Genomic DNA, 25,984 nt, shown 5'->3' on the forward strand with positions numbered 1-25,984 from the left:
CCGGCGTATACCCTGAAAAATATAAGAGAGAACCAGTATGAGTAATGTATTCGTACAACAGCCTGCTATTCAGAAATTATTACGCGACAGTGCCGGATTAGATGTTGCCGGCGGCGATGAACGTTTTAAGGCGATTGTTCATCGTCTGCTGGAAAATATTTGCACCCTCATTGACGACTATAACGTCACGGAAGAAGAGTTCTGGCACGCGGTAAACTATCTGCATGAGCTGGGGGGACGTCAGGAGGCGGCGCTGCTGGCGGCGGGCCTGGGCCTGGAACATTTCCTCGACCTTCGCCAGGACGCCATCGACGCGGCGGCGCATCGGGAAACCGGCACTCCGCGCACCATTGAAGGGCCGCTGTACGTGGCCAATGCGCCGCTGGCCGACGGCCACGCCCGCATGGATGACGGTGCCGACGCCGGGGAAGTGATGTGGCTGCACGGTCAGGTTAAAGATAACCAGGGCCAGCCGATAGCCAATGCCATTGTTGATATCTGGCACGCCAACACCCTCGGCAATTACTCGTTCTTCGATCAAAGCCAGAGCGAGTACAACCTGCGGCGGCGGATCCGCACCGGCGCCGATGGCCGCTACAGTGTGCGCAGCATCATGCCCTCCGGCTACGGCTGTCCGCCGGATGGCCCAACCCAGAAGCTACTGGACCAGTTAGGCCGCCACGGCAACCGTCCGGCGCACATTCACTTCTTCGTCTCCGCCCCGGGGCATAAGCATCTGACCAGCCAGATTAACCTCAATGGCGATAAATACCTGTGGGACGATTTTGCCTTTGCCACCCGCGACGGCCTGATTGCTGACCCGGTAAAAGTGACCGACCGCGAGATCATCGCGCAGCGCCATCTTGAGGGAGAGCACACCGAGGTCTGTTTTGATTTCACTCTGTGTAAAGCGCTGAGCGCCGACGAAGAGCAGCGCGGCACCCGCCTGCGCGCTAAAGAGTAAGCGGCATTATCGGTCCGGGCACGCGACTGCCCGGGCCCGACATCGCACTCGAAAACGAAAAATTCACCCTGTTTCTTTCATCCTGAATTCTGCAGGAGGGACTGACTCATGCAAAAAACGCTCTCGACGCTCAAAGACAAAATCAATAATGCCTTAATTGTCGACCGGGAAAATCATATTTACCGCTGCCATCGCTCTATATTTACCGACCCGCAGCTGTTTGAATTTGAAATGAAGCATATTTTCGAAGGTAACTGGGTATTTCTTGCCCATGAAAGCCAAATTCCCGAGCCGGGTGATTATTATACCCTGACGCTGGGCCGTCAGCCGGTCATTATTACCCGCGATAAAAAGAATGAGCTGCATGCGTTAATTAACAGCTGTGCTCACCGCGGTGCCATGTTATGTCGCCGCAAAACCGGCAATAAAAATTCGTTCACCTGTCCGTTCCACGGCTGGACCTTTAGCAATAATGGCAAATTATTAAAAGCCAAAGACGAGAGCACTGGCGGTTATCCGCCGAGCTTTAAACAGGACGGTTCCCACGACCTGCAAAAGCTGCCGCGTTTTCAGTCCTATCGTGGTTTCTTATTTGGCAGCCTCAATGCCGACGTGCAGCCGCTGGAGGCCTATCTCGGAGAAACCAGCAAAATCATCGATCTGATCGTCGACCAGGCGCCGGAGGGGCTGGAAGTCCTCAAGGGCTCGTCGAGCTATGTGTATGAGGGCAACTGGAAACTGGGCGCGGAAAACGGTGCCGATGGCTATCACGTCAGCGTGGTGCACTGGAACTACGCCTCGACCATGTCACGCCGCAACTATGAAGCGGAAGGGACGCACGCGGTGGATGCCAACGGCTGGTCTAAAAGCCTCGGCGGGGGCTACGGATTCGATAATGGCCATATGCTGCTGTGGACCCGGGCGCTCAACCCGGAAGTGCGCCCGGTCTATGCCCACCGCGAGCGCCTGCTGGCGGAATTCGGCGAACTACGCGCCGACCAGATGGTCAACGAAACCCGCAACCTGTGTCTGTACCCCAATGTCTACCTGATGGATCAGTTCTCGACCCAAATCCGCGTGATCCGTCCCATTGCGGTGGATAAAACCGAAGTCACCATCTGGTGCTTCGGGCCGAAAGGGGAATCCGACCAGGCGCGGGCCCTGCGTATCCGCCAGTACGAGGATTTCTTTAACGTCAGCGGCATGGGGACGCCGGACGACCTCGAAGAGTTCAGCGCCTGCCAGCGCGGCTATCTCGGCGAAAATCTTCCGTGGAGCGATCTCAGCCGCGGCGCGCTGCACTGGGTCGACGGCGCGGATGAGCATGCGCAACATGCCGGCTTTTCGCCGCGGTTAAGCGGGGTGAAATCGGAGGACGAAGCGCTGTACATCGCCCATCACCACCACTGGCAGACGCTGATGCTGGCGGCCATTGAACAGGAACAGCAGCGTTATGAACAGTCGATTACTCAGCGCGTGGAGGTGGCCTGATGCTTAACCTCGAACAGGTTCGCCAGTTTCTCTACTACGAAGCCCGTCTGCTGGACGATCGTCAGTGGGACGAATGGCTCAGCTGCTACAGCCCGCAGGTAGTCTACTGGATGCCGGCGTGGGGCGACGACGACCAGCTGACCCGCGACCCGCAAAAAGAGATTTCGCTTATCTACTATCCCAACCGCGAAGGGCTGGAGGATCGCGTCTACCGCATTAAAACCGAGCGCTCCGGGGCCAGCACGCCGGAGCCGCGGACCACCCACATTATCAGCAACGTTGAGCTACTGGGGGAAAATGACGAGGGGCTGGAGGTGCGTTACAGCTGGGTCACCTGGAGCTATCGCTATCAGCACACGGATGCTTATTTCGGCTCAACCTGCTGCACACTGACCGAGCAGGACGGCAGACCGCAGATCGTGCGCAAAACCGTGCGCCTGAACAACGACTATATCCGTCAGGTGATTGACGTTTACCACATTTAAGAGGCGCTTATGACCTTTTCTATTGCTCTTAATTTTGAGGACGGCGTAACCCGCTTTATTCAGTGCAACGCCGGAGAGAAAGTCCTGGATGCGGCCTATCGTCAGAAGGTGAATCTGCCGATGGACTGCTCGGACGGCGTGTGCGGCACCTGCAAATGCCACTGCGCCAGCGGGGAATATACCCTCGGCGAGGAGTATCTCGACGAGGCGTTAAACGACGAGGAAGCGCAGGCCCGCTAGGTGCTGACCTGTCAGATGGTGCCCACCAGCGACTGCGTGATTGATGTGCCGGTGGCCGCTGCCCAGTGCAAAACCGCCCTGGCGACGCTCGGGGCGCAGGTGCAGCAGGTCAATTTGCTGTCGGACTCCGCCATCGAGCTGGTGGTTGCTCTCGATGAGCCGCTGGCCTTCCTGCCGGGACAGTACGTCAATATCCAGGTGCCGGGTACGCCCCACGTCCGCGCCTATTCCTTTAGCTCGCTTGCCGGCGCGCGGGAGGGACGTTTTCTGATCCGCAATGTGCCCGGGGGGATGATGAGCCAGTGGCTGACGCAGCGGGCGCAGCCCGGCGATCGCCTGACCCTCAGCGGACCCATGGGCAGCTTCTATCTGCGCCACGGCGATCGTCCGCTGCTGATGCTGGCCGGCGGCACCGGCCTGGCGCCGTTGCTCTCCATGCTCCACACCCTGCAGACACAAGGTAGCCAGCGTCCGGTAACGTTACTGTACGGGGTAACCCGCGATGGCGATCTGGTGAAAACCGACGCGCTGGACACCTTTACTCAACAGCTGACGAGGTATCGCTGGCTGCCGGTGGTGGCGGATGAAAACAGCCCCTGTCCGCAGCGCGGCTTCGTCACCAACCATCTCGACGACGCGATGCTGAATAACGGCGACGTCGACATCTATCTTTGCGGCCCGCCGCCGATGGTCAATGCGGTCGCCACGGCGCTGCGCGACCGCGGCATCACCCCGGCGGGATTCTGGTATGAGAAATTTATCGCCAGCCAGAGCGCGGCGGCATAAGGAGGCAGTATGCGTTTTAGCGATAAAGTGGTCGCCATCACCGGCGCGGCCCAGGGCATTGGCCGCCAGACGGCGGAGCAGGCGGCCGCAGAAGGCGCGGCCCTGCTGCTCATCGATCGCTCGTCCTATGTCCATGAGCTGGCGGCGACGCTGGCGCAATCCGGCTGTCCGGTGCTGGCGCTGGAGGCGGATCTGGAAGCGTGGGAAAGTACCGAGCAGGCGTTTGCCGCGGGCGTCGCGCATTTTGGCCGCCTCGACGTGCTGATCAACAACGTTGGGGGCACCATCTGGGCGCGGCCCTTTGCCGAATACCAACCGGAGCAGATTGAGAAAGAGATCCGCCGCTCGCTGTTTCCTACCCTGTGGGGCTGCCGCGCGGCGCTGCCGTGGATGCTGAAGCAGGGCAAAGGCAGCATTGTCAATATCTCGTCGGTGGCGACGGCAGGGGTGAACCGGGTGCCTTACTCGGCGGCGAAAGGCGGCGTTAACGCGCTGACCCGGTCGATTGCCATGGAGTACAGCGGCAGCGGTATTCGGATTAACGCCGTGGCGCCGGGCGGGACCGAGGCGCCGCCGCGCCTGACGCCGCGTAACGAAGAGCAGCCGAGCGAGCAGGAGAAGGCGTGGTATCAACAGGTGGTCGATCAGACGGTGGCGAGCAGCCTGCAGCACCGCTACGGCACGCTGGCGGAACAGGCGAACGCGATCCTGTTTCTCGCCAGCGATGAGGCCAGCTATATCACCGGCGTCACGCTGCCGGTGGCCGGGGGCGATCTCGGCTAACGCCGGGTAGCATACCAGCAGAGCAGGGAGCCGAGACACACCATCCCGGCGCCCTGCCAGAATGACCACGACAGGGCCGCACTCAGCAGGATCGCCGCCAGCGCAGAGGAGAGTACCGGCGTAAAGTACGACGCCGCCGCCAGCAGGCTGACGTTGCCGTGCAGGATCCCCACGTTCCACGCCGCGTAGGCCAGGCCAAGGGCCACCGAAACGGTCAGCAGCTTGATGCTTACCGGCCAGCTAAAGATCATGGGTGGCTGCGGTGTGGCGAGAAACTTCAGCCACAGCGTCAGGGCGGTTAACAGGACGAACAGCGTAATGGCGTTTTTACCGCGGGCATATTTGGCCGTCACCGTGCAGTAGGCAGCCCAGATAAACGCCCCGACAAAGGCCAGCAGATAGCTGAGCGGGCTGGAGATGACGTTGCTGATAATCTCGTCCAACTGCAGGCCGTGCTCACCGCCCAACACCCAGCCCACGCCGAGCAGGGCGAGAAGCAGGCCGGGGATCACCAGCCAGCTGCTTTTCTGGCCGTTAAACAGGATGGCGAACAAAATCGTCAGGCTGGGCCACAGGTAATTGACCATCCCCACCTCAATGGCCTGCTGGCGGCTGGCGGCATAGCCCAGCGACAGCGCGAGGCAGATTTCATAGCTGACGAACAGCACGCTGCCGGCCAGCAGATAGCGCCGCGGGATCTGGCGCAGATTGGGAAAACCGACGGTAAAAATCAGCAGCAGGCCGCTGAGGCTATAAATCATCGCCGCGCCGCCAACCGGTCCCAGTCCTTCGCTGACGCCGCGGATCAACCCGACCATCGTGCTCCATAAGATAATGGCGGCGAAGCCGATCGTCGTGGCTCTCTTTTTCTCCATGCTTTTCCTGATGGTTACGCAAATGCAGCCGGCATATATATCATTTTTTTATCGGCGAGGGGTGAAATTTTCCGCCGTCGCTAACCCTTAGGGATTAACGAAAATGACCCTGGCTGGCGATTAAGGGGGCGTTGGTTTTCCTCCTTGATTTGACGCAAATTTTCCCGGCATTTTGCTGTTAGTTTCCTCCGCGCGATGAATCAACATCCTGCATGGAGGAATGCAATGGACGTCAGCCGCAGAAAATTCTTTAAGATCTGCGCAGGCGGTATGGCCGGAACCACAGCCGCCGCTCTGGGTTTTGCCCCCAAAATGGCGCTGGCTCAGGCACGCAACTATAAACTGCTGCGAGCGAAAGAGATCCGCAACACCTGCACCTACTGCTCCGTGGGCTGCGGGCTATTAATGTATAGCCTCGGCGACGGCGCGAAAAACGCCAAAGAAGCGATTTACCATATCGAAGGGGACCCGGACCATCCGGTGAGCCGGGGCGCACTGTGCCCGAAAGGCGCCGGCCTGCTGGACTATGTCCACAGCGAAAACCGTCTGCGTTATCCGCAATACCGCGCGCCGGGCTCGGATAAATGGCAGCGCATCTCCTGGGATGAAGCCTTTAGCCGTATCGCCCGACTGATGAAAGCCGACCGTGACGCTAACTTTATTGAAAAGAACGAGCAGGGCGTCACGGTTAACCGCTGGCTTTCCACCGGGATGCTGTGCGCCTCGGCGGCAAGCAATGAGACCGGCATGCTGACGCAAAAATTCGTGCGCTCGCTGGGTATGCTGGCGGTAGACAACCAGGCGCGCGTCTGACACGGACCAACGGTAGCAAGTCTTGCTCCAACATTTGGTCGCGGTGCGATGACCAACCACTGGGTTGATATCAAAAACGCCAACGTCGTGGTGGTGATGGGCGGTAACGCCGCCGAAGCCCATCCGGTGGGTTTCCGCTGGGCGATGGAAGCGAAAAATAATAACGATGCTACGCTTATCGTCGTTGACCCGCGCTTTACGCGCACGGCCTCGGTGGCCGATATCTATGCGCCGATTCGTTCCGGTACCGACATTACCTTCCTGTCGGGCGTGCTGCTGTACCTGATCGAAAATAATAAGATCAATGCCGAGTACGTGAAGCATTACACCAATGCCAGCCTGCTGGTGCGGGATGATTTTGCCTTCGAAGAGGGCCTGTTCAGCGGCTACGATGCGCAAAAACGCCAGTACGATAAATCGTCCTGGAACTACCAGTTCGATGAAAACGGCTACGCCAAACGCGATGAAACGCTCAGCCACCCGCGCTGCGTGTGGAATCTGCTCAGGCAGCATGTTTCCCGCTACACGCCGGAAGTGGTCGAAAACATCTGCGGTACGCCGAAAGCGGACTTCCTTAAAGTGTGTGAGGTGCTGGCGTCAACCAGCGCTGCAGACCGCACCACCACCTTCCTGTATGCCCTGGGCTGGACGCAGCACACCGTCGGCGCGCAGAACATCCGCACCATGGCGATGATTCAGCTGCTGCTCGGCAACATGGGCATGGCCGGCGGCGGCGTCAATGCCCTGCGCGGCCACTCCAACATTCAGGGGCTGACCGATTTGGGCCTGCTGTCGACCAGCCTGCCGGGCTATTTGACGCTGCCATCGGACAAACAGGCCGACCTGCAAAGCTACCTCAGCGCCAACACGCCAAAGGCGACGCTACCCGGGCAGGTGAACTACTGGAGCAATTACCCGAAATTTTTCGTCAGCCTGATGAAGTCGTTCTACGGTGAGGCGGCGCAGAAAGAGAACGACTGGGGCTTCAACTGGCTGCCGAAATGGGATCAGGCCTACGACGTTATCAAGTATTTCAATATGATGGATAACGGCAACGTCACCGGCTACATCTGCCAGGGCTTCAACCCGGTGGCGTCCTTCCCGGACAAAAACAAAGTGGTGCGTAGTCTCAGTAAGCTGAAATATATGGTGGTTATCGATCCGCTGGTGACCGAGACCTCCACCTTCTGGCAGAACCACGGCGAGTCTAATGATGTCGACCCGGCTGCGATTCAGACCGAAGTCTTCCGTCTGCCGTCGACCTGCTTTGCCGAAGAAGATGGTTCGATCGCCAACTCCGGCCGCTGGCTGCAGTGGCACTGGAAAGGCCAGGACGCGCCGGGGGAAGCGCGCAACGATGGCGAAATCCTGGCCGGGATCTATCACTGTTTGCGCGAGCTGTACCGTCGCGAAGGTGGCAAGGGCGCGGAACCGTTGCTGAAAATGAGCTGGAGTTATAAGCAGCCAGATCATCCGGAATCGGAAGAGGTTGCAAAAGAGAACAACGGCTACGCGCTGGCGGATCTCTACGATGGCAATGGGGTGCTGCTGGCGAAAAAAGGGCAACTGCTCAATAGCTTCGCGCTGCTGCGCGATGACGGCAGCACCGCGTCATCTTGCTGGATCTACACCGGCTGCTGGACCGAGCAGGGTAACCAGATGGCGAATCGCGATAACGCCGATCCTTCGGGCCTGGGCAATACGCTCGGCTGGGCCTGGGCGTGGCCGCTCAATCGCCGGGTGTTGTATAACCGCGCCTCAGCCGATATCAACGGCAAGCCGTGGGATGCGAAGCGGATGCTGATCCAGTGGAACGGCAGTAAGTGGGTCGGGAATGATATTCCGGACTTCAATACCGCGCCGCCGGGGAGCAACACCGGGCCGTTTATCATGCAGCAGGAGGGCCTGGGGCGCCTGTTTGCGCTCGATAAACTGGCGGAGGGGCCATTCCCGGAACACTACGAGCCGATGGAAACGCCGCTTGGCACCAACCCGCTGCACCCGAAGGTGGTCTCCAGCCCGGTGGTGCGGTTGTATGAAGAGGACGCCATTCGCTTAGGTAAGAAGGATACGTTCCCGTATGTCGGGACCACCTATCGCCTGACCGAACACTTCCATACCTGGACCAAGCATGCGCTGCTTAATGCGATTGCGCAGCCGGAACAGTTTGTCGAAATCAGCGAAGGGCTGGCGAAAAGCAAAGGTATCGCTAACGGCGACTGGGTGAAAGTCAGCAGCAAACGCGGCTTTATTCGCGCGGTTGCCGTGGTGACCCGCCGACTGCGCACGCTGAACGTCAACGGCCAGCCGGTGGAGACCGTCGGGATCCCGCTGCACTGGGGGTTTGAAGGTGTGGCCCGCAAAGGCTATATCGCCAACACCCTGACGCCTAACGTCGGCGATTCCAACTCGCAAACGCCGGAGTATAAGGCGTTTTTGGTCAACATCGAGAAAGCGTAAGGAGCGATTCAATGGCGATGGAAACACAAGACATTATTAAACGCTCCGCGACCAACCCGATCACCCCCGCGCCGCGCGCGCGGGACTATAAGGCGGAAGTCGCCAAGCTTATCGATGTCTCCTCCTGCGTGGGCTGTAAAGCCTGCCAGGTGGCCTGTTCCGAGTGGAATGATATCCGCGATGAAGTGGGGCACTGCGTCGGCGTGTACGACAACCCGGCGGATCTCAGCGCCAAATCCTGGACGGTAATGCGCTTTAGCGAGACCGAACAGAACGGCAAGCTGGAGTGGCTTATCCGCAAGGATGGCTGTATGCACTGCGAAGATCCGGGCTGCCTGAAGGCCTGTCCGTCCGCCGGGGCGATTATTCAGTACGCCAACGGCATCGTCGATTTCCAGCAGGAAAACTGCATCGGCTGCGGCTACTGCATTGCCGGGTGTCCGTTTAACGTCCCGCGTCTTAATAAAGAGGATAACCGGGTCTATAAATGCACCTTGTGCGTGGACAGGGTCAGCGTTGGTCAGGAGCCGGCCTGCGTGAAAACCTGTCCTACCGGCGCTATCCACTTTGGCACGAAAAAAGAGATGCTGGAGGTGGCGCAGGAGCGGGTGGATAAGCTTAAAAAACGCGGTTATGCCAACGCCGGGATTTACAACCCGCCGGGCGTCGGCGGCACCCACGTGATGTACGTCCTGCATCATGCCGACCAGCCGGAGCTGTATCACAAGCTGCCGAAGGAACCGCAGATCGATACCAGTATCAGTCTGTGGAAGGGGGCGCTTAAACCGCTGGCGGCCGCGGGCTTTATCGCCACCTTTGCCGGACTGATTTACCACTACATCGGTATCGGTCCGAACAAGGAAGTTGACGATGACGAGGAGGAGCATGATGAGTAAATCGAAGATGATTGTGCGCACAACGTTTATCGACCGCGCCTGTCACTGGACGGTAGTGATCGGTTTCTTCCTCGTGGCGCTGTCGGGAATTTCGTTCTTCTTCCCGACGCTGCAGTGGCTAACGGAAACCTTCGGCACGCCGCAGATGGGGCGTATCCTGCACCCGTTTTTCGGGGTGCTGATTTTTGTCGCGCTGATGTTTATGTTTGTGCGTTTTGTGCACCACAATATTCCGGATAAGCAGGATATTCCCTGGCTGAAGGGCATTGTGGAGGTGCTGAAAGGCAACGAACATAAGGTTGCGCGGGTCGGTAAATATAACGCCGGGCAGAAGATGATGTTCTGGACCATCATGAGCATGATTTTCGTGCTGCTGGTGACCGGAGTGATTATCTGGCGGCCGTATTTTGCGCCGTATTTTCCGATTCAGGTCATTCGTTACAGCCTGCTGATCCATGCCACCTCGGCGATTATCCTGATCCACGCCATCCTTATCCATATGTATATGGCATTCTGGGTCAAAGGGTCGATTAAGGGGATGATTGAGGGTAAGGTCAGCCGCCGCTGGGCGAAGAAACACCACCCGCGCTGGTATCGTGATGTCGAACGCCTGGAAGCGATGAAAGAGAGTCGCGAAGGGATGAAGTAAGCCTTCACGGCGCGAAACCCGCTCCGGAGATGTCGGAGCGGGTTACCGACAGTCAGGAGTTCGTGATAAGTGTATCGATTGAATCGATAACGCCCTGGCGCGCATGATTCAGATTGCAGACGAAATCCTGTGGCTGGATCCGTTTATTATTTAAGTTACTAATCATTGGCGTACAAAGTAAAAAGCTGTCAAATTCTATATTTATCCTTGGTACGACATGCTGATGCCAGCGTGGTAACTGTTGTGGTCGCATTAAAGGAATAATGACTCTCGTGGCCAGGTCTGCATAATAATCATTCTGCACGATCATATAATACGGCAGGGTTTTATTTGTCTGAGCAGAACAATTCCGATAAACATTGAATTGTTCAAGCATCATAGTACCCTGAAAAATTCATCATCAGTAAGAGTGCCTCCTTTTGCAATAAATTCATTCATTGCGGCAATGAATTCCTTGTGCTGTCGCTGTTTATCTGCTTCTCGTAAATCCTTACCTGGCTGTGCTGACGCCTTCTGGACGGGTACGTCAGTGGGTCTTTTACGTAGCGTATTACTTTTCATCATAGGCTCCTTGCGGTTGGTTCTGTGATTATTCACTTTACTCACTAAAAAATAAATCCCAGCAGGAACTTTAATATTTATTTTGCGAAGCAGCTTCCAGAGGAAAGTAACAGCCTGAAATAGTCATGGTTATTGTAATAAACCTGGCGCTGGTATTAACCAGCGCTGCAGGAAATAATCAAAACTTCTCTGGAATAAAGCGGAAGGGGAAATTGGTCTGTTTCATTTTGCCAATTTTGCGCTTCGGCAGCGTCACATGCTCCACCGGTAACGCTTCATACGGGATCTGCGACAGCAGATGGGTAATGATATTCAGACGCACGCGCTTTTTATCTTCTGAACGGGCGACGAACCACGGCGCCCAGGCGGTGTCGGTGGCGGCGAACATGGCGTCGCGGGCGGCGGTATATTCATCCCAGCGGTTGAAAGATTTGATGTCCATCGGCGAGAGCTTCCAGATTTTACGCCCGTCGTCGATGCGATCCCGCAGGCGGCGCTCCTGCTCCTGCGGCGAGACCTCCAGCCAGTACTTGAGCAGAATAATGCCCGATTCGACCATACCTCGCTCCACCATCGGCGCGCCGTCGAGAAACTTCTGTACCTCTTCCGGCGTACAAAAGCCCATCACCCGCTCAACGCCGGCGCGGTTGTACCAGCTGCGATCGAAAATCACGATCTCGCCGGCCGCCGGGAGATGCTTGATATAGCGCTGAAAATAGAGCTGGCTTTTTTCGCGCTCGGTGGGCGAGGGTAAGGCCACGACCCGGAAGATACGCGGGCTGACGCGCTCGGTGATCGCCTTAATGGTGCCGCCTTTCCCGGCGCCGTCCCGGCCTTCAAAGACAATGCATACTTTCAGTCCCTTATGCACCACCCAGCGCTGCAGTTTCACCAGCTCAACGTGGAGTTTGCGCAGCGCTTTCTCATACGCTTTGTTGTCGAGCGGCGCGATTTTTGCCGCCGTGTCGACCGGATTACCGCTTTTCTTGTTGCCCATCGCCATGCTCCGTGTTGCCGGGGTATCCCTTTGAAGTGTAATCCTCCTCCGGCGAGGCGATGGAAAATTATTCGCCGGGTTTTGCCGTCTGGATGACTTCCAGACCCACCCGCTGTCCCCACGACAGCTCCAGGGTGTTGCCGTCCGGGTCGGCAAAGAAGGCGAAATAACCCACCGGATCGCCCAGCTGCTCCGGTTCCCGGCGTAAAACACCTTCCCGCCGTGCGAGGGCTACTTTCTCATCGATCTCGGCCTGGGTAGCACAGGCGACGCCGAGATGGCCGAACGGTCCCAGCGGCGTATCGGCCGGATCGTCACTTTGCACCAGCACCAGGGCGAAAGGCCGGGTGCGGTCGCTGAGCCATGCCACTTTCCGCGCCGAGGGGAGATCGGGTTCGCGTTGGTGAATAACGGTCATCGCCGTATAGCGGGTATAAAAATCGATGCTGCTGGCCAGACAGCGGACGGTAAAGGCAACATGGGTAAAGCCGACATCAACAGTTTGCATGGATAATTCTCCCGAGATGAACGATGTTTTGACTTTACAACCTCAAGTTAACTTGTGATCAATTAGGCGTTTATCCCTTTGAGCCCACTGATTTTGATAGGGGATTGTCACTGCGAAACCACGCTGCCGGTATGCCACGCTGCTGGGGGGCATGAACGAATCAGGCCGTTGTATGGAGGAAACTGCCGTCGGGCGTTTTTAGCTGGTGTGTCGGGGCAGGATGGTCAATAATGCCGGCCGTCTCTCAATACCCCTAACAGATGTATGAAAAAAACGATTTTTTCATTGGCGCTGGGCACCTTCGGACTCGGCATGGCGGAATTTGGCATTATGGGCGTGCTGCCGGAGCTGGCGCACGATGTCGGGATATCTATCCCCGCCGCCGGCAATATGATTGCCTGGTACGCTTTCGGCGTGGTGATTGGCGCGCCGATCATGGCGCTGCTGTCCAGCCGGTATTCCCTGAAATCGGTGATGCTGTTTCTTGCCGCGCTGTGCCTTCTCGGTAACACCCTGTTTACCGTCTCCAGCAGCTACCCCATGCTGGCGCTTGGCCGGCTGGTTTCCGGTTTCCCTCATGGGGCGTTCTTTGGCGTGGGGGCGATTATCCTGTCGAAAATCGCGCCGCCGGGGAAAGTGACCGCCGCGGTGGCGGGGATGATTGGCGGCATGACGCTGGCTAACCTGGTGGGCGTGCCGGGTGGCACCTGGCTCGGGCATCACTTTAGCTGGCGCTATACCTTTGCGCTTATCGCGGTGTTTAACGTGGCGGTATTCCTGGCGATCTTCTGCTGGGTGCCCACGCTTTATGACCGGGCCTCCACCCGGTTGCGCGAGCAGTTTCGTTTTCTGGCGTCGCCGGCGCCGTGGCTGATTTTCGCCGCCACCATGTTCGGTAACGCCGGCGTGTTTGCCTGGTTCAGCTATATCAAACCCTTTATGATCCATGTCTCGGGCTTTGCCGAAAGCCGGATGATGCTGATTATGATGCTGGCGGGGCTGGGAATGGTGGTCGGCAATTTGCTCAGCGGCAAAATTTCCGGGCGCTACAGCCCGCTGCGTATCGCGGCGATAACCGACGGGGCGATTGCGGTGACGCTGCTGCTGATCTTTGCCTTCGGTGAGCACAAAGTCGCTTCGCTGGCGCTGGCGTTTCTCTGCTGTGCCGGGCTGTTTGCCCTGTCGGCGCCGCTGCAGATCCTGTTGCTGCAGAACGCCAAAGGCGGCGAGATGCTGGGGGCGGCAGGGGGACAGATCGCCTTTAACCTCGGCAGCGCTATCGGCGCCTTCTGCGGCGGGATGATGATCGCCCAGGGCTTCGGCTGGAACAGCGTGGCGCTCCCCGCCGCCGCGCTGTCGTTTCTGGCGATGAGCGCCTTGCTCATCTATGGCTGTCACCAGCGGCGGCAGGCCGTCTGACGCCGCTTACTCGCGCCAGGGCTCCCCAAGCGTCAGCATCAGGCGGTTGGCCCAGGCGAAAAAGGCCGCCGACTGTAGCAGATCCAGCTGGGCCAGGGTCTCTAAACCCTGCGCATCAAGCGCCGCCAGATGGCCGGCGTTTAACGCGGGTGGCGTCACCGACAGCGCGGCGGCGGCGTCGATCTCCGCCTGCCAGCGCGGCGACTGCCCGTCGCGCAGATTCTCTCCCGGCGTGACCGCCAGCAGCGTGTCCACGGCGGTCTCGTCCTTCGCCAGCTGCGCCGCTTTGCGGGCATGCACCGAGGCGCAATAGATACAACCGTTGATTTTGCTGGTCACCGTGGCCGCCAGCTCGCGCTCGGCGCGCGGCAATCCTCCCGGGGTATAGAAAATGCCTTTATCGGTCAGGGTCCGCTGCTCCAGCACCGGCTGATTGCGCGCCAGCAGGCGAAAGTAGGGGGAGTCGCTATGGCCATATTTGGCCAGAGTCGCCTGCTCTTCAGCGCTGAATTCCGCCAGCGGTTTATCGGCCAGCCAGGGTTCCCAGTGCAGCTCGTCGCGGGTGAAGCGAACCGGGGCCGCTTTGCCGCTCTGGGTATGCGGTGTGGTGTGCCAGTACCCGGCGACCACCGGCGAATCGGCGATGACGATCGGTTTATGGTTGAGCGCCCGCAGGCCCAGCAGCAGTCGGCTCTGGAAGCTGACAAAGGCCACCAGCTGCGCCAGGGTGACGATGCCGCGCAGGCTCCAGCCCGCGCTGGTCAAGGTGTGCAGCGCGCCGGGAGTCGCTTCGACAGGAGTGAAGGTCAACAGGCGGGCGAACGCCAGCGCCGGGACCAGACGATCGGTGGTCGGGTCGGCTAGGCCAAAGCCGGCATAGTGCGCCGCCAGCGCGTCTGCCTGGTGTAATTTCGCTACCTTCGCGGCCACCGCGAAGCGTTCATCAAGAGGAAAGTCAGCGTCCTGCTGGCTGAACAGCACTTCATAACTTCCCTGGGCGTGACGGGTAGCGGCGTCGCGTACTGCGCGCGCCTGGTCGAGCGGGGAACCGGCGGCGATCTCCGCCAGTTCGGCCAGAATATCCTGACTCAGCGTCATGGTGACTCCTTATCTGATGTGGGGGGCAATATGCTGAGCGATCAGCTCAATGGAACGCAGCGTATCCCGGTGCGAAGGCTCGACAGAGTGCACCTGAAACGAAATATCGGTGGCGCGGGCCAGCACGCTGTCCTTAGCGAGGGAGGCAATAACATGCTCAGGATCGCCGACGTGGGCATCCAGTTGTTGCAAAAAGTCAGTGACACTGTCACCTTCGATCGTATGACCCGCCGCCCGGTGCTGTGTCGCCTGTTTGCGCAGACCGGGCTCGGCCACCTGCAGGGCGTGGGCGTGACTGTCGGCGACGAAGGCGGTGCGCGAGGCGAGGATCCGCGGCGCAACGCCGTCCGGCAGCGCCGCCAGGTAGGCGTCGATGATCGGGTTCTGAATGGCGTCCAGCGGCAGCCGTGGTTCTCCGGACGGCCGTGGCTGAGTGCGCGACAGCATCAGCCCGTGCCCCGCCTGACCGGCGCGGATGGCGCCCTCCACCGAGAAGGTGGCGATCCAGATCCGCTCCGCCAGCTGCGGCGCCGGCGGGTAGAGATGGTTGTCCGGGTGGCTCAGCGTGTCGCCGCGCCAGGCGCTGTGGATCAGGTGAAGATGGTCGGCAAATACCGCCCCGCGCTGCTCGCTGGTCAGGCCGAAGGGCAGAAACGAGGTTGGCGTGCCGCCGGAGCCAAACCCCACCTCCAGTCGCCCGTCGGTGAGTAAATCCAGTACCGCCGCGTCTTCGGCGACGCGCAGCGGATTTTCCATTGGCAGAGTGATAATCGCCGTGCCGAGACGGATCCGGTCGGTCTGCGCCGCGACGTGGGCGAGAAACACCAGCGGCGAAGGCAGGCCGCCTTCCTGTTCATGAAAATGGTGCTGGGCAATCCAGGCGCTGTCGAAGCCCAAGCGCTCCGCGTGGCGGATCTGTTCGGCCGCCAGCCGGTAGCGCGTTTGCGCGGAGCCCTGATCGAGCAGACGGGTAAAAAAGCCGAGGCGTTTAGGCATTATGCATTCTCCGTGTGGGCCTGTACTAAGCGGGGGGAAACCTGGGGGATGGCGGCGATCAGCTCGCGGGTGTAGGCCTGCTGCGGGGTGGCGAACAGGCGGTCAACGTCGCCATGCTCCACCACCTGGCCGGCACGCAGCACCGTGACGCTGTCGGCGATGCGCCGGACCGTCGCCAGATCGTGGGTAATAAACAGGTAGCTCAGACCCAGCTGCTGCTGTAACTGTTGCAGCAGGGCGAGGATCTGTGCCTGAACGGTGACGTCGAGCGCCGAGGTCGCTTCGTCAAGCACCAGAATGGCCGGCTCGAGGATCAGCGCCCGGGCAATCGCCACCCGCTGCCGCTGGCCGCCGGAGAGCTCCCGCGGCGTACGCGACAGCAGCTCCGGAGCCAGCGCCACCCGCGCGGCGACGTTCTCCACGCGCAGGCGACGCGCCGGGGCGCTGAGGCGTTCGAAGTTTTTTAACGGCTCTTCGATAATCGCAAACAGCGTCTGACGCGGGTCGAGTGAGGCGAAGGGGTTCTGGTAGACAAACTGGATTTTGCGTCGCAGCTGCCGCTGCGCCTCGCGGCTGAGATGCCCGGCGTCGATACCGTCGATGGTCACCTGTCCGGCATCGGCGTGCTCAAAACCCAGCAGGATCCGCGCCAGGGTGGTTTTCCCGGAGCCGGATTCCCCCACCAGCGCGTGCGTGCTGCCGCGTTTGACCTCAAAGCTGACGCTGTCGAGCGCCTGCAGCGCCTGTTTGCCCAGCGAGAAGCGTTTGCTGATCCCCGCCACGCGAATGGCCGGTGTGGCCAGCGGCCGGTGACGCGCCGCTGTCAGTCTCAGCGGCGCATCCTGCAGATCGTGGAGCAGCTGGCGGGTATAAGGGTGCTGCGGACGCTGGACAATCACCTCGGTGGCACCCTGTTCCTGAATCTCTCCCTGACGAAATACCATGATCCGATCGGCGCGTTCGGCGGCCAGCGCCAGATCGTGGGTGACAAACAGCACGGCGGTCCCCGATTCGTGACGCAGGATATCAAGCAGATCGAGAATGCGCTTCTGCACCGTGACGTCGAGAGCGCTGGTGGGCTCGTCGGCAATAATGAGATCCGGCTGCAGGGCAATGGCGATGGCGATCAGCACTCGCTGTTTCATCCCGCCAGACAGCTGATGTGGGTACTGGTCAAGACGCTGTTCCGGGTGGCTGAGACCGACTTTAGTGAGCAGGTTAAGGACCTGCTGTCGGCGTTCAGCGGCGGAGAGGGACTGATGCAGGCGCAGGATCTCTTCCACCTGCTGACCAATGGTTTTTACCGGGTTGAGCGAATTGCCGGGGTCCTGCGGCACCAGGCTGATGCTCACTCCGCGCAGGCGGTTCAGGCGTTTTGCCGACCAGTCGCTAATCACTTCGCCATTGAGGACAATCCGCCCGGCGTCGCGGCGGGCGTTATCCGCCAGCAGGCCGATTATGGCCTGCGCGGTGGTGGTTTTCCCCGAGCCGGACTCTCCGACGAAGGCCAGCATTTCGCCTCGCTGGATGGAAAAACTGACGTTGTGCACCACTTCGCGCCATTCGCCCCGTGAGCGGTAGCTGATGCGCAGATCTTCAACGGACAGAACGGTCATGGGCGTACTCCACTCCACTGGCGGCTAAGACGATTGGCGGCAAGGACCACGGCGACCACGGCGAGGCCGGGGAAGGTGGTTAGCCACCAGGCGGTTGACAGGTAATTGCGGCCTTCGGCGATCAGTAATCCCCACTCCGGCACCGGCGGCGGGGTGCCGTAGCCGAGGAAGCTGAGGGTGGCCAGGGCCAGCATCGCCTGACCGAACTGCAGCGTCGCGAAAGCAAACACCGCGGTGAGCGAGTTGGGCAGAATATGGCGCCAGAAGACGGCGAGAAAGGTGCCCCCGCTGCCCTGGGCTGCTTCGACGTAATCGCTGTGGCGCACGCGCACCACCTCCGCCCGCGCCAGGCGCGCGAAGCTGGCGATAGCCGCCACGCCGACCGCCACCGCCGCATTCACCGTACCGAAACCGAGCAGAATAATCACCGTCAGCTGCAGCAGCAGGGAGGGGATGGCCAGCAGGACATCGACCAGGCGCATGATGGTGGATTCCACGCGACCGGCCAGCGCCCCGGCGAGGGTGCCAAGGGCGGTGCCGAACGCCAGGCCGATGGCGACGGCGATCAGCGCCGCCGAGAGAGAATGTACCGCGCCGTACACCACCCGCGTCCACAGATCGCGCCCCAGCTGGTCGGTACCCAGCCAGTAGTGCGCCTGCGGCGCCAGGCGCTGAGCGCCGGGGATCCCTTCCAGCGGGTTCGCGGCGGTAAACCACTGCGGGGCGAGGGCCATTAACAGCGCAGTGATCATCACCGCCCACGCCAGCCACAGGCCAGGCTGCAGGCGCACCCTGCGCCATTCCGGGCGGCGGCGAACCGCGATGGCATAATCGACCAGGCTCATTTCGCACCTCCGGTCTGTAAATGGAGCCGGGGATCCAGTCGCGGCATGACCAGGTCGACCAGCAGGTTGATCAGGACGAAACCGAGGGCGGAGATCATCACCACCGCCTGCAGCACGGCGATATCCTGGTTATTCACCGCCTGCTGGGTCAGCTGGCCGAGGCCGCTGCGGCCGAAGACGGTCTCGGTGATCAGCGCCCCGGCAATAAGCTCCCCGAGCAGCAGCCCGGCAATATTCAGCGCTGGCAGCAGGGCGTTACCCATGACATGGTGCCAGAGGACGCCAGTCTCGCTCATGCCCTTGGCGCGGGCGACCGCGACGAAGGGCTGAACCGCCACCTGATCCATGCTGCGCATCAGGATCTGCGCCAGCGGCGCGGAAATGGGCAGCGCGACGGCGATAACCGGTAAAATCAGTCCCTCCAGCGGACCAGGGTTAATTACCGGGATCCAGCGCAGCTGAAAGGAAAACAGCTGGATCAGGGCGATACCCAGCCAGAAGGTAGGCAGAGAGATAAACAGCACCGGTAGCGACTGCAGAAAATTGCTCAGCCAGCGCAGCCCCGGCAGCCGCGAGGCGAAAGCGAGGGCGAACGCCAGCGCCACCGCCAGCAGAAAGGCCGGCAGGGCGAGGCTTAAGGTATCCGGCAGGTTGCTGGCAATCAGACTACTGACCGCCAGACCCGCCTGCAGGGAATAGCCAAAGTCGCCGTGCAGCATCGCCAGCAACGTATGCAGATACTGGCGCCACAGCGGGCTGTCGGCGCCGTAGGCCAGCCGCATCTCGGCGATTTGCGCCGGGCTGAGGCCGAGGTCCGGGTTCTGAAACTTGATCAGCACCGCATCCCCCGGCAGCACCTGCAGCAGGAAAAAGGTGAGGGTAAATGCCGCCCACAGGACCAGCAGCCCCTGGCCGAACCGTCGCAGAAGATAAGCGCTCATATCCGGCCTCTTAGTGCTTGTCCAGCCACGCGCCGTAGAACGACGGGCGACCGACGGCCTCGAAGCTGACGCCTTTGACCCATGGCGCGCCGGCGAACACCTGCGGCTCTTCGAAAATAGGGATCACATAGGCGTTGTCGATCAGATAGCGCTGGGCGTCCCCGGTTAACTGCAGGCGTTGCTGCGGCTCTACCGCCGCGGAGATGCCGGTCAGCAGGTCATTTAGCTTATCATCGCGAAAGTGCTGGACTTTATCGCTGGAGCCGCCTTTCTGCAGCAGCGCATCGCGGTTGTTGGGGAAGAACATACTTTTCACCACATCCGGGTCGGCGCGGCCCACTTCTGAGACGGTGAGCGGGGTTTTCTGCGGGTCAAGATTGTCCAGCGTACGGCTACCGGCATCCCCGGCTTTGACGGTTAACGCCACACCCACCTGGCGCCACTGCTGGGCGATCAGCTGCAGCACTTCTTTATTCTGCGGCTGCGGCAGCGACTCATATACCGTTAGCGCCAGCCGCTGTCCGTCTTTGCTGCGAATACCGTCGGCGGCGGGCTTCCAGCCGGCCTCATCCAGCAACTGCCGGGCTTTGGCCTGGTCGAAGGTCAGCTTATCGCTCAGATTGACATAGCCGGCGGCAGAGCTGGCCAGTACGGAGGTGGCTTGCGGGTAGTTAGCGGAGAACAGCGTCTCCACCACCTGCCTGGCGTTGGTGGCATGGAGCAGGGCCTGACGCACCCGCAGGTCGGCGACCAGAGGGTTATCCGGGCGGAAGCTCAGGCTGTCATTGACCCCGCGGGTAGGGGCCGCGTAGACCTTAAACCCCTGATCGGTCGCCTGCTTCTCATCGTAGGCCTGCACCTGGCGAATAAAGCCCGCCTGGCCCGCCAGCAACGCGCCGATGCGCACGCTATCTTCCGGCGTCACAATATAGGTGATGCCGTCGAGGTTAGCCGGTCCCTGCTGGGCACTGTTTTTCGGCCCCCACTGATAATCCTTGCGCGCCACCAGCGTCAGCTCGCGGCCTGGCTTTTCATCCTGCACCACAAAGGGCCCGGAGCCGATAATATGCCGGGCATCGCCCAGCGCTTCAAAATTGCGCTGCAGGGTGCTGAGGGACACCAGACCGGAGCCGATGGTGGCGGTGCCCTGCAGGAAGCCCGGCGACGGTTTGTTGAAGTAAAATTTTACCGTCAGCGGGTCGATCACTTCGCTGCGCTGGTAGTTATTGATCACCTCCGAGACGGGCAGGCGATGGGCTTTATCTCCCAGACCATAGGTGTCGAAGTTTTTAGCCACGGCGGCGGCGTCCAGCGGGGTGCCGTCTGAGAAGGTGACGCCTTTGCGCAAGTGGAAGGTGTATTCGGTTTTATCGGCATTGCTGGTCCAGCTCTCGGCGATCCACGGCTCAATCTCCAGCGTTTTCGGGTTCTGCCAGGTAAGCTTATCGGTTATCTGATTGAGAATTCCGCCATTTGGATAAAAGCCGCCGGCGGGCGGATAGAGATTGGTGTGCGGTTGCTGCTCCAGATAAATCAAGGTGCCGCCTTTAACCGGCGTGTCGGCAGCCCAGACGGAAAAGGCGCCAGAGAGAAACAGCGCGGCCAGCGCGGGCAGGCGAAAATGACGATGCATGGTGAATTCCTTTGTTATCTATTGTGTTGCCATCATCGGGCGCGGCTAAAAACAAAGGAAGCAAGGAATTGCGCTAAGCATTTGCGGAAATTGCATTTACTTCCCGGGGCGGGAAGCGAGGGAAAAGCGCCTCTCCCGGACGGGAGAGGCGTCGGCGATTAGCTGCGCAGATCGATAACCATACGGCCGCGGATCTGACCCTGCTCCATCTCTTTAAAGATGGCGTTGATATCTTCCAGCGGGCGCAGGGTGACTTTTGGCACCACTTTACCTTCGGCGGCAAACTGGAAAGCTTCCACCAGATCCTGACGGGTGCCGACCAGCGAACCGACCACCTCGATGCCGTCGAGCACCAGACGTGGAATATCGAGGCTCATCGCCTCCGGCGGCAGGCCTACCGCGACCACGCGGCCACCGGCGCGAACGGCATCCACCGCCGAGTTAAAGGCCGCTTTAGCCACCGCGGTCACCACGGCAGCATGCGCGCCGCCGGTTTTTTCCTGAATCACTTTCGCTGCATCTTCATTACGGGAGTTGATGGTCAGGTCGGCGCCCATCGAAGCCGCCAGCTCCAGCTGCCCGTCGTTAACGTCGATAGCGATCACTTTGGCGTTAAAAACATTCTTCGCATACTGCAGCGCCAGGTTGCCCAGCCCGCCGAGGCCGTAGATAGCGATCCACTGACCCGGTTTGATGTGGGAAACTTTGACCGCTTTGTAGGTGGTGACGCCGGCGCAGGTGATGCTGCTGGCGGCGGCGGAGTCGAGGCCGTCCGGCACTTTTACCGCATAGTTAGCGGTGACGATACACTCTTCCGCCATGCCGCCATCGACGGTATAACCGGCGTTTTTCACCGAACGGCACAGCGTCTCGTTGCCGCTGTTACAGTAATCGCAGTGGCCACAGCCTTCGAAGAACCACGCTACGCTGGCACGATCGCCCGGTTTCAGGGACGTGACGCCCGGGCCGACTTTTTGTACCACCCCGATCCCTTCATGGCCGAGAATGACGCCGGTTTTATCGCCAAAATCGCCGTTTTTCACGTGCAGGTCTGTATGACACACGCCGCAGCATTCCATTTTTAACAGCGCTTCGCCGTATTCCAGCGGGCGCAGCGTTTTTTCCGTGACGTTAACCTGATGGTCGTGGGTAACAACAGCTGCCTTCATGCCTGTCTCCTTGTGGGGGATTGATTAATTTAATTAATGCAATAGCACCCAATAAGGATTAGACGCTGAGCGGGGAAATACAAGCTGCTTAGTACAGAATGTGGTTTTTTGCTACAGAGGTAGCACAAAATTCATACGATATCGCTATATTTGGTAGGTAATAATATTGACACCGAATGGTCATGTTTTTGTCATCACTCAAATCTATCGTTTTGCGCATCAATTTCTTATAACAACAGAGTGAATCGACAATGCATCTGGTAAAAATCGTCCTCACCGCCGGTCTGTTTATGTCCGCCGCCGCCCAGGCGCAGAATGTGCTGGAATTTCCCCAGCCGGAAAATAACCCGGAAGAGTTTTACGCCGTCACCGAGATCCCGGCAGGAGGCATCATTAAGTATGAAACCGACGCCAAAACGGGGTTTATCATCGCCGACCGCTTTCAGTCGATGCCGGTGGCTTACCCGGCGAACTACGGCTCGCTGACCCAGTCGCTGGCCGGGGATGGCGATCCGCTGGACGTGGTGTTTTATACCCGCGCGCCAATGGCGCCGGGCACGCTGATTAAGCTGCGGCCAATTGGAGTGCTGAAGATGATAGACGGCGGAGAAAAAGACGACAAAATCATCGCCGTGCCGGCCAGTAAAATTGACCCCACCTACGACGACATCAAGACCATCACCGATCTGCCAAAAATAGAGCAGCAGCGACTGGAGGCCTTCTTCCGGGTCTATAAAGCGCTGCCGGAGGGGCGTAAAAAGGTCGAGCTGGCCGGCTTTAATGACGCCGCCGCCGCGAAGCAGGAGATCAAATCGGCCTGGGAGGCCTGGAAGGCGAAGAACCCGCAATAATATTCATCGCGGGTGCTGTCCGACGCCCGCGGCATTCGCTCTCACGACCCCTGCGGCGGTGAAATCACACGTCACATGGCAACGCTTATCCCACCATATTGCATCTTGGCGCAGGATAAAGATAATGGTTGTATTATACAACTATTTCATTTTCTGGACCCGCCGCCATGCCTGATACCCCCTTAATCCAACAGATTCGTACCGCCTCGCGGTTAATGGTGCGCGAGCTGGGCTTTATGAGCACCACGCTGGCCGCCACCCATTATTCACCTTCGGCGGTGCACACCCTGCTTGAGGTCTCGATGAGAGGGGAGATGACGGCCGCGCAGCTGGTCACGTTGCTGGGACTGGAAAAATCAAGCGTCAGCCGGATGGTTTCTCGTCTGCTGGCGGCCGGTGAGCTGGAGGAGCGTCCTTGCGCGGAGGATGCGCGCGCGAAATCACTCGCCCTGACGGCAAAGGGGCACCATACGGTGGCGAAAATTAACGCCTGGGGTACCCGTCAGGTGGTGGAGGCGTTAGACCATCTGGATGAGACGCAGCAGCAAACTGTCGCCACTGGACTGGCGGCCTATGCCCGGGCGCTGGCGCAGTGTCGGGATAGCGCGCTCGCGAATACGGCTCCGCAAATTTCGCTGATGACCGGCTACCAGCCGGGGATGATCGGCCGGATAGCCCAGATGCACGGGGAGTATTACGCCCGTCATCATGACTTTGGCGCTTTTTTTGAAGGTAAGGTCGCCAGCGGTGTAGCGGAATTTGCCACCCGGCTTTCCTCCCCGGCCAACCAGATCTGGCTGGCGATCCGCGAAGGGAAAATCGTCGGCTCGCTGGCCATCGATGGCGAGGACCTCGGCCAGCAGGAGGCGCATTTGCGCTGGTTTATTCTCGATGACAGCTGCCGGGGAACCGGCATTGGCAGGCGCCTCCTCAGCGAGGCGATGGCTTTCTGCGATAGTCGCCAGTTTAGCGCGGTGCAGCTGTGGACTTTTAAAGGGCTGGACGCGGCCCGCAAACTGTATGAATCCTTTGGCTTCACGTTAACCCGCGAATGGCAGGGAGAGCAGTGGGGAAAGGTGATGACCGAGCAGCAGTTTACCCGGCCCGGAAACACCGGCTAAGGGCGTGGCGCCTTAGCCGGTGGGAGAGCATGAAGATTACGTCAGCTGGATAAGCAGGCGGGCAATTTCCTCCCGCCACTGCGCCTGAAGTGATGGCTTTTGATGCTTCGGCTTGCGGGCCATATCGTCAGCCAGCCACTGCTCCAGGTCAATCAGCCGCGCCAGCAGGACTTCCTCATCATCCACTCCGACGGGGGGATTTTGCAAAGCAGGCCGACTCTCCGGAGCGGGAGCTACGGCCTGCAGACGGTCATACACGGCCTCCAGGCTGTGCCATTCCGTTAACCCGTCATGGTCGATCAGCCAGAAGCGGTTACAGCTTTCGCTAATAAGCTCACGATCATGACTGACCAGCAGCACGCCGCCGGGGTAGTCGCGCAGCGTCTGCGCCAGCGCCGCTTTGCCCTCCATATCAAGATGGTTGGTGGGTTCATCCAGCAACAGCAGGCTGTAGCGCGCCAGCGACAGGCCAACGAACAGCAATCGTGACCGCTCGCCACCGCTGAGGCTGTTGACCTGCTGGCTATGTCGCGCCCAGCCAAACCCGGCGGCGATCAGCGCCCGTTTGCGCACCTCTGCCGACGGGGCGAACGGCGTCAGGGCGTCGAGCAGGCTGGCATCGTCCGGTAACTGCTCCAGCGTCTGGTCATAATAGCCGGGGTGCAGCCGGGGATGCAGGCGCAGCCCCGGGAGTGGCGATGTGTCGTTCATCTGCTGCCACAGCAGGCGCAGCAGGGACGATTTACCACCGCCGTTACGCCCCATGATGGCCACGCGATCGCCACTGCGCAGGCGCGCCACGCCGGTGGTGAAGAGGGATGGCAGGCCCGGCGCGGGCGCGACGGGCAGGGTGTCCATCTCCAGCAGGCGGTCAGCCGGCAGGGCGTCCCCCTGCAATGACAGACGCCACGGCGGGCCGACGCTGAGCTCGGTTTGCTCGTCTTTCAGGCGGGCGACTTGCTTCTCCATCTGTTTGGCTTTGCGGGCGAGGTCTTCGTTGTCATAGACCCGACCCCAGGTGGCCAACCGCCGGGCGCTGGCGCTGACCCGGTCGATCTCTTTCTGCTCGGCCTTATGCCGCAGCGCAGCGCTTTCATCCTGCTCCTGCAGTGCCTGACGGGCGGCGCTGCAGGGCAAGGCGAAGCTGTGCAGCGTCTGGTCACGGAGGATCCAGCTGGTATTAGTTACAGCATCCAGTAAGGTGTTGTCGTGTGACACCAGCACGAAGCTCCCCTGCCAGGTTTGCAGGAAGCTTTCCAGCCACAGCAGGGTGGGCAGATCGAGATGGTTGCCAGGCTCATCCAGCAGCAACAGGTCAGGCTGGCGGATCAGCGCCCGGGCCAGCAGCAGGCGCGTGTGCTGGCCGCCGCTCAGGGTTGAGGTCTGCTGCGCCGTCACCGCCGGGGTAAAGCCCATCTGCGCCAGCAGGCGTTCGGCCAGCCAGCGCTGTGCTTCCCGCGTATCGGCGGGTAACGGGGCCAGCACTGCCTGCAATAGCGACTGCGAACGCAGAGCCTCCGGCAGATGCTGTTCAACGCGGGCCATCAGACACTGACCGGCGAGTGAGACGCTGCCCGAGGTGGGCGCGATCGTCCCGTCCAGCACCTGCAGCAGGGTGCTTTTGCCGCAACCGTTATGGCCGATGAGACCGATACGGTCGCCTTTCTTCAGGGTGAAGGAGAGGGTGTTAAACAGCGGCCCAAAGGCCGTCTCCACGTGGAGCGCATGGGCAGTTAGTAATGTACTCATAGTCAACTTACTCAAGAGTTACAGGCATGCGAATGCCT

The 25,984-nt window shown here is 60.0% G+C and carries 23 protein-coding genes and 1 pseudogene; 11 read left to right on the plus strand and 13 right to left on the minus strand.

Annotated elements, in window-relative coordinates; genetic code table 11:
• Positions 1-37 precede the first annotated feature (37 nt).
• The 5 genes and pseudogenes from catA (at position 38) to B8P98_RS13170 (ending at position 4,749) form a co-directional block, all read left to right on the plus strand.
• On the plus strand, positions 38-964 hold the full coding sequence (gene catA, locus B8P98_RS13150; RefSeq protein WP_025712698.1) for a catechol 1,2-dioxygenase: 927 nt from the start codon (positions 38-40) through the stop codon (positions 962-964).
• A 108-nt stretch (positions 965-1,072) separates the two neighbouring features.
• The gene (locus B8P98_RS13155) at positions 1,073-2,455 is read left to right on the plus strand and encodes a Rieske 2Fe-2S domain-containing protein (RefSeq protein WP_080924097.1); all 1,383 of its coding nucleotides are present in this window, start codon (positions 1,073-1,075) and stop codon (positions 2,453-2,455) included.
• The gene (gene benB / locus B8P98_RS13160) at positions 2,455-2,940 is read left to right on the plus strand and encodes a benzoate 1,2-dioxygenase small subunit (RefSeq protein WP_009307773.1); all 486 of its coding nucleotides are present in this window, start codon (positions 2,455-2,457) and stop codon (positions 2,938-2,940) included. The genes B8P98_RS13155 and benB overlap by 1 nt, the downstream gene beginning before the upstream one ends.
• A 9-nt stretch (positions 2,941-2,949) precedes the next feature.
• Positions 2,950-3,966: pseudogene (gene benC, locus B8P98_RS13165) on the plus strand (benzoate 1,2-dioxygenase electron transfer component BenC).
• Positions 3,967-3,975: 9 nt separating this feature from the next.
• A complete protein-coding gene (locus B8P98_RS13170) occupies positions 3,976-4,749 on the plus strand; it encodes a 1,6-dihydroxycyclohexa-2,4-diene-1-carboxylate dehydrogenase (protein ID WP_025711573.1) in 774 nt (257 codons plus the stop codon).
• Here the strand turns inward: B8P98_RS13170 and yddG are convergent.
• Complete coding sequence (gene yddG, locus B8P98_RS13175) at positions 4,746-5,624, minus strand: aromatic amino acid DMT transporter YddG (RefSeq protein WP_009307776.1); 879 nt, start codon at positions 5,622-5,624, stop codon at positions 4,746-4,748. The two genes, B8P98_RS13170 and yddG, sit on opposite strands and share 4 nt — an antisense overlap.
• Positions 5,625-5,849: 225 nt before the next feature.
• On the opposite strand from yddG, the gene fdnG reads away from it, so the two are divergent.
• Genes fdnG through fdnI form a run of 3 tightly spaced genes read left to right on the plus strand, consistent with a single transcriptional unit; the run spans position 5,850 to position 10,442 of the window.
• Entirely contained in the window at positions 5,850-8,897 is a 3,048-nt protein-coding gene (fdnG, locus tag B8P98_RS13185; RefSeq protein ID WP_136025942.1) for a formate dehydrogenase-N subunit alpha, read from the plus strand.
• An 11-nt stretch (positions 8,898-8,908) separates the two neighbouring features.
• Entirely contained in the window at positions 8,909-9,793 is an 885-nt protein-coding gene (fdxH, locus tag B8P98_RS13190; protein ID WP_025711570.1) for a formate dehydrogenase subunit beta, read from the plus strand.
• Entirely contained in the window at positions 9,786-10,442 is a 657-nt protein-coding gene (fdnI, locus tag B8P98_RS13195) for a formate dehydrogenase-N subunit gamma (RefSeq protein ID WP_025711569.1), read from the plus strand. Before fdxH ends, fdnI begins: the two co-directional genes overlap by 8 nt.
• A 52-nt stretch (positions 10,443-10,494) precedes the next feature.
• On the opposite strand, the gene B8P98_RS13200 is transcribed toward fdnI, so the two are convergent.
• From B8P98_RS13200 to B8P98_RS13215, 4 genes are all read right to left on the minus strand, one after another.
• Positions 10,495-10,821: a CcdB family protein gene (locus B8P98_RS13200; protein ID WP_042929129.1), complete on the minus strand. Its 327-nt coding sequence runs from the start codon at positions 10,819-10,821 to the stop codon at positions 10,495-10,497.
• Positions 10,818-11,003, minus strand: coding sequence for a hypothetical protein (locus B8P98_RS13205; protein WP_025711567.1), 186 nt, complete (start codon positions 11,001-11,003; stop codon positions 10,818-10,820). The genes B8P98_RS13200 and B8P98_RS13205 overlap by 4 nt, the downstream gene beginning before the upstream one ends.
• Before the next feature lie 178 nt (positions 11,004-11,181).
• Positions 11,182-12,000, minus strand: a complete 819-nt coding sequence (gene ppk2, locus B8P98_RS13210; protein ID WP_025711566.1) for a polyphosphate kinase 2 — start codon at positions 11,998-12,000, stop codon at positions 11,182-11,184.
• Positions 12,001-12,067: 67 nt separating this feature from the next.
• Complete coding sequence (locus tag B8P98_RS13215; protein WP_025711565.1) at positions 12,068-12,508, minus strand: VOC family protein; 441 nt, start codon at positions 12,506-12,508, stop codon at positions 12,068-12,070.
• 264 nt (positions 12,509-12,772) lie between these two features.
• Between B8P98_RS13215 and araJ the strand changes: the two genes are divergently transcribed.
• Positions 12,773-13,927: an MFS transporter AraJ gene (araJ, locus tag B8P98_RS13220; protein WP_095033114.1), complete on the plus strand. Its 1,155-nt coding sequence runs from the start codon at positions 12,773-12,775 to the stop codon at positions 13,925-13,927.
• Between the two features lie 6 nt (positions 13,928-13,933).
• Here the strand turns inward: araJ and B8P98_RS13225 are convergent, their stop codons facing one another.
• From B8P98_RS13225 to adhP, 7 genes are all read right to left on the minus strand, one after another.
• A complete protein-coding gene (locus B8P98_RS13225) occupies positions 13,934-15,025 on the minus strand; it encodes an alkylhydroperoxidase domain protein (RefSeq protein ID WP_095033115.1) in 1,092 nt (363 codons plus the stop codon).
• A gap of 9 nt (positions 15,026-15,034) precedes the next feature.
• A complete protein-coding gene (locus B8P98_RS13230; protein ID WP_167382665.1) occupies positions 15,035-16,021 on the minus strand; it encodes a putative FMN-dependent luciferase-like monooxygenase in 987 nt (328 codons plus the stop codon).
• Entirely contained in the window at positions 16,021-17,637 is a 1,617-nt protein-coding gene (locus B8P98_RS13235; RefSeq protein WP_095033117.1) for a dipeptide ABC transporter ATP-binding protein, read from the minus strand. Before B8P98_RS13235 ends, B8P98_RS13230 begins: the two co-directional genes overlap by 1 nt.
• Positions 17,634-18,482, minus strand: a complete 849-nt coding sequence (locus B8P98_RS13240; RefSeq protein WP_095033118.1) for an ABC transporter permease — start codon at positions 18,480-18,482, stop codon at positions 17,634-17,636. Before B8P98_RS13240 ends, B8P98_RS13235 begins: the two co-directional genes overlap by 4 nt.
• Positions 18,479-19,423: an ABC transporter permease gene (locus tag B8P98_RS13245; protein WP_025711559.1), complete on the minus strand. Its 945-nt coding sequence runs from the start codon at positions 19,421-19,423 to the stop codon at positions 18,479-18,481. Before B8P98_RS13245 ends, B8P98_RS13240 begins: the two co-directional genes overlap by 4 nt.
• A gap of 10 nt (positions 19,424-19,433) precedes the next feature.
• Positions 19,434-21,056, minus strand: coding sequence for a TIGR04028 family ABC transporter substrate-binding protein (locus tag B8P98_RS13250; protein ID WP_095033119.1), 1,623 nt, complete (start codon positions 21,054-21,056; stop codon positions 19,434-19,436).
• A 158-nt stretch (positions 21,057-21,214) separates the two neighbouring features.
• Positions 21,215-22,225 (minus strand): alcohol dehydrogenase AdhP, encoded by a 1,011-nt coding sequence (adhP, locus tag B8P98_RS13255; protein WP_002906221.1) that lies wholly within the window; start codon positions 22,223-22,225, stop codon positions 21,215-21,217.
• 251 nt (positions 22,226-22,476) lie between these two features.
• On the opposite strand from adhP, the gene B8P98_RS13260 reads away from it, so the two are divergent.
• Both B8P98_RS13260 and B8P98_RS32015 read left to right on the plus strand, forming a co-directional pair.
• Positions 22,477-23,076 carry an inorganic diphosphatase gene (locus B8P98_RS13260; protein WP_025711556.1) on the plus strand — a complete coding sequence of 200 codons (600 nt, stop codon included), beginning with the start codon at positions 22,477-22,479 and terminating at the stop codon, positions 23,074-23,076.
• Positions 23,077-23,243: 167 nt separating this feature from the next.
• Entirely contained in the window at positions 23,244-24,197 is a 954-nt protein-coding gene (locus tag B8P98_RS32015) for a bifunctional helix-turn-helix transcriptional regulator/GNAT family N-acetyltransferase (protein ID WP_025711555.1), read from the plus strand.
• Between the two features lie 36 nt (positions 24,198-24,233).
• On the opposite strand, the gene B8P98_RS13270 is transcribed toward B8P98_RS32015, so the two are convergent.
• Entirely contained in the window at positions 24,234-25,946 is a 1,713-nt protein-coding gene (locus B8P98_RS13270; protein WP_042929127.1) for an ABC-F family ATP-binding cassette domain-containing protein, read from the minus strand.
• Positions 25,947-25,984: the final 38 nt, after the last annotated feature.

It is taken from the genome of Klebsiella quasivariicola (assembly GCF_002269255.1).
Taxonomy (GTDB): domain Bacteria; phylum Pseudomonadota; class Gammaproteobacteria; order Enterobacterales; family Enterobacteriaceae; genus Klebsiella; species Klebsiella quasivariicola.

What these genes read in the sequence shown, in the direction of transcription:
- catA (WP_025712698.1), top strand. Translation starts at nt 38, where the DNA reads ATGAGTAATGTATTCGTACAACAGCCTGCTATTCAGAAATTATTACGC.
- B8P98_RS13155 (WP_080924097.1), top strand. Translation starts at nt 1,073, where the DNA reads ATGCAAAAAACGCTCTCGACGCTCAAAGACAAAATCAATAATGCCTTA.
- benB (WP_009307773.1), top strand. Translation starts at nt 2,455, where the DNA reads ATGCTTAACCTCGAACAGGTTCGCCAGTTTCTCTACTACGAAGCCCGT.
- B8P98_RS13170 (WP_025711573.1), top strand. Translation starts at nt 3,976, where the DNA reads ATGCGTTTTAGCGATAAAGTGGTCGCCATCACCGGCGCGGCCCAGGGC.
- yddG (WP_009307776.1), bottom strand. Translation starts at nt 5,624, where the DNA reads ATGGAGAAAAAGAGAGCCACGACGATCGGCTTCGCCGCCATTATCTTA.
- fdxH (WP_025711570.1), top strand. Translation starts at nt 8,909, where the DNA reads ATGGCGATGGAAACACAAGACATTATTAAACGCTCCGCGACCAACCCG.
- fdnI (WP_025711569.1), top strand. Translation starts at nt 9,786, where the DNA reads ATGAGTAAATCGAAGATGATTGTGCGCACAACGTTTATCGACCGCGCC.
- B8P98_RS13200 (WP_042929129.1), bottom strand. Translation starts at nt 10,821, where the DNA reads ATGATGCTTGAACAATTCAATGTTTATCGGAATTGTTCTGCTCAGACA.
- B8P98_RS13205 (WP_025711567.1), bottom strand. Translation starts at nt 11,003, where the DNA reads ATGAAAAGTAATACGCTACGTAAAAGACCCACTGACGTACCCGTCCAG.
- ppk2 (WP_025711566.1), bottom strand. Translation starts at nt 12,000, where the DNA reads ATGGGCAACAAGAAAAGCGGTAATCCGGTCGACACGGCGGCAAAAATC.
- B8P98_RS13215 (WP_025711565.1), bottom strand. Translation starts at nt 12,508, where the DNA reads ATGCAAACTGTTGATGTCGGCTTTACCCATGTTGCCTTTACCGTCCGC.
- araJ (WP_095033114.1), top strand. Translation starts at nt 12,773, where the DNA reads ATGAAAAAAACGATTTTTTCATTGGCGCTGGGCACCTTCGGACTCGGC.
- B8P98_RS13225 (WP_095033115.1), bottom strand. Translation starts at nt 15,025, where the DNA reads ATGACGCTGAGTCAGGATATTCTGGCCGAACTGGCGGAGATCGCCGCC.
- B8P98_RS13230 (WP_167382665.1), bottom strand. Translation starts at nt 16,021, where the DNA reads ATGCCTAAACGCCTCGGCTTTTTTACCCGTCTGCTCGATCAGGGCTCC.
- B8P98_RS13235 (WP_095033117.1), bottom strand. Translation starts at nt 17,637, where the DNA reads ATGACCGTTCTGTCCGTTGAAGATCTGCGCATCAGCTACCGCTCACGG.
- B8P98_RS13240 (WP_095033118.1), bottom strand. Translation starts at nt 18,482, where the DNA reads ATGAGCCTGGTCGATTATGCCATCGCGGTTCGCCGCCGCCCGGAATGG.
- B8P98_RS13245 (WP_025711559.1), bottom strand. Translation starts at nt 19,423, where the DNA reads ATGAGCGCTTATCTTCTGCGACGGTTCGGCCAGGGGCTGCTGGTCCTG.
- B8P98_RS13250 (WP_095033119.1), bottom strand. Translation starts at nt 21,056, where the DNA reads ATGCATCGTCATTTTCGCCTGCCCGCGCTGGCCGCGCTGTTTCTCTCT.
- adhP (WP_002906221.1), bottom strand. Translation starts at nt 22,225, where the DNA reads ATGAAGGCAGCTGTTGTTACCCACGACCATCAGGTTAACGTCACGGAA.
- B8P98_RS13260 (WP_025711556.1), top strand. Translation starts at nt 22,477, where the DNA reads ATGCATCTGGTAAAAATCGTCCTCACCGCCGGTCTGTTTATGTCCGCC.
- B8P98_RS32015 (WP_025711555.1), top strand. Translation starts at nt 23,244, where the DNA reads ATGCCTGATACCCCCTTAATCCAACAGATTCGTACCGCCTCGCGGTTA.
- B8P98_RS13270 (WP_042929127.1), bottom strand. Translation starts at nt 25,946, where the DNA reads ATGAGTACATTACTAACTGCCCATGCGCTCCACGTGGAGACGGCCTTT.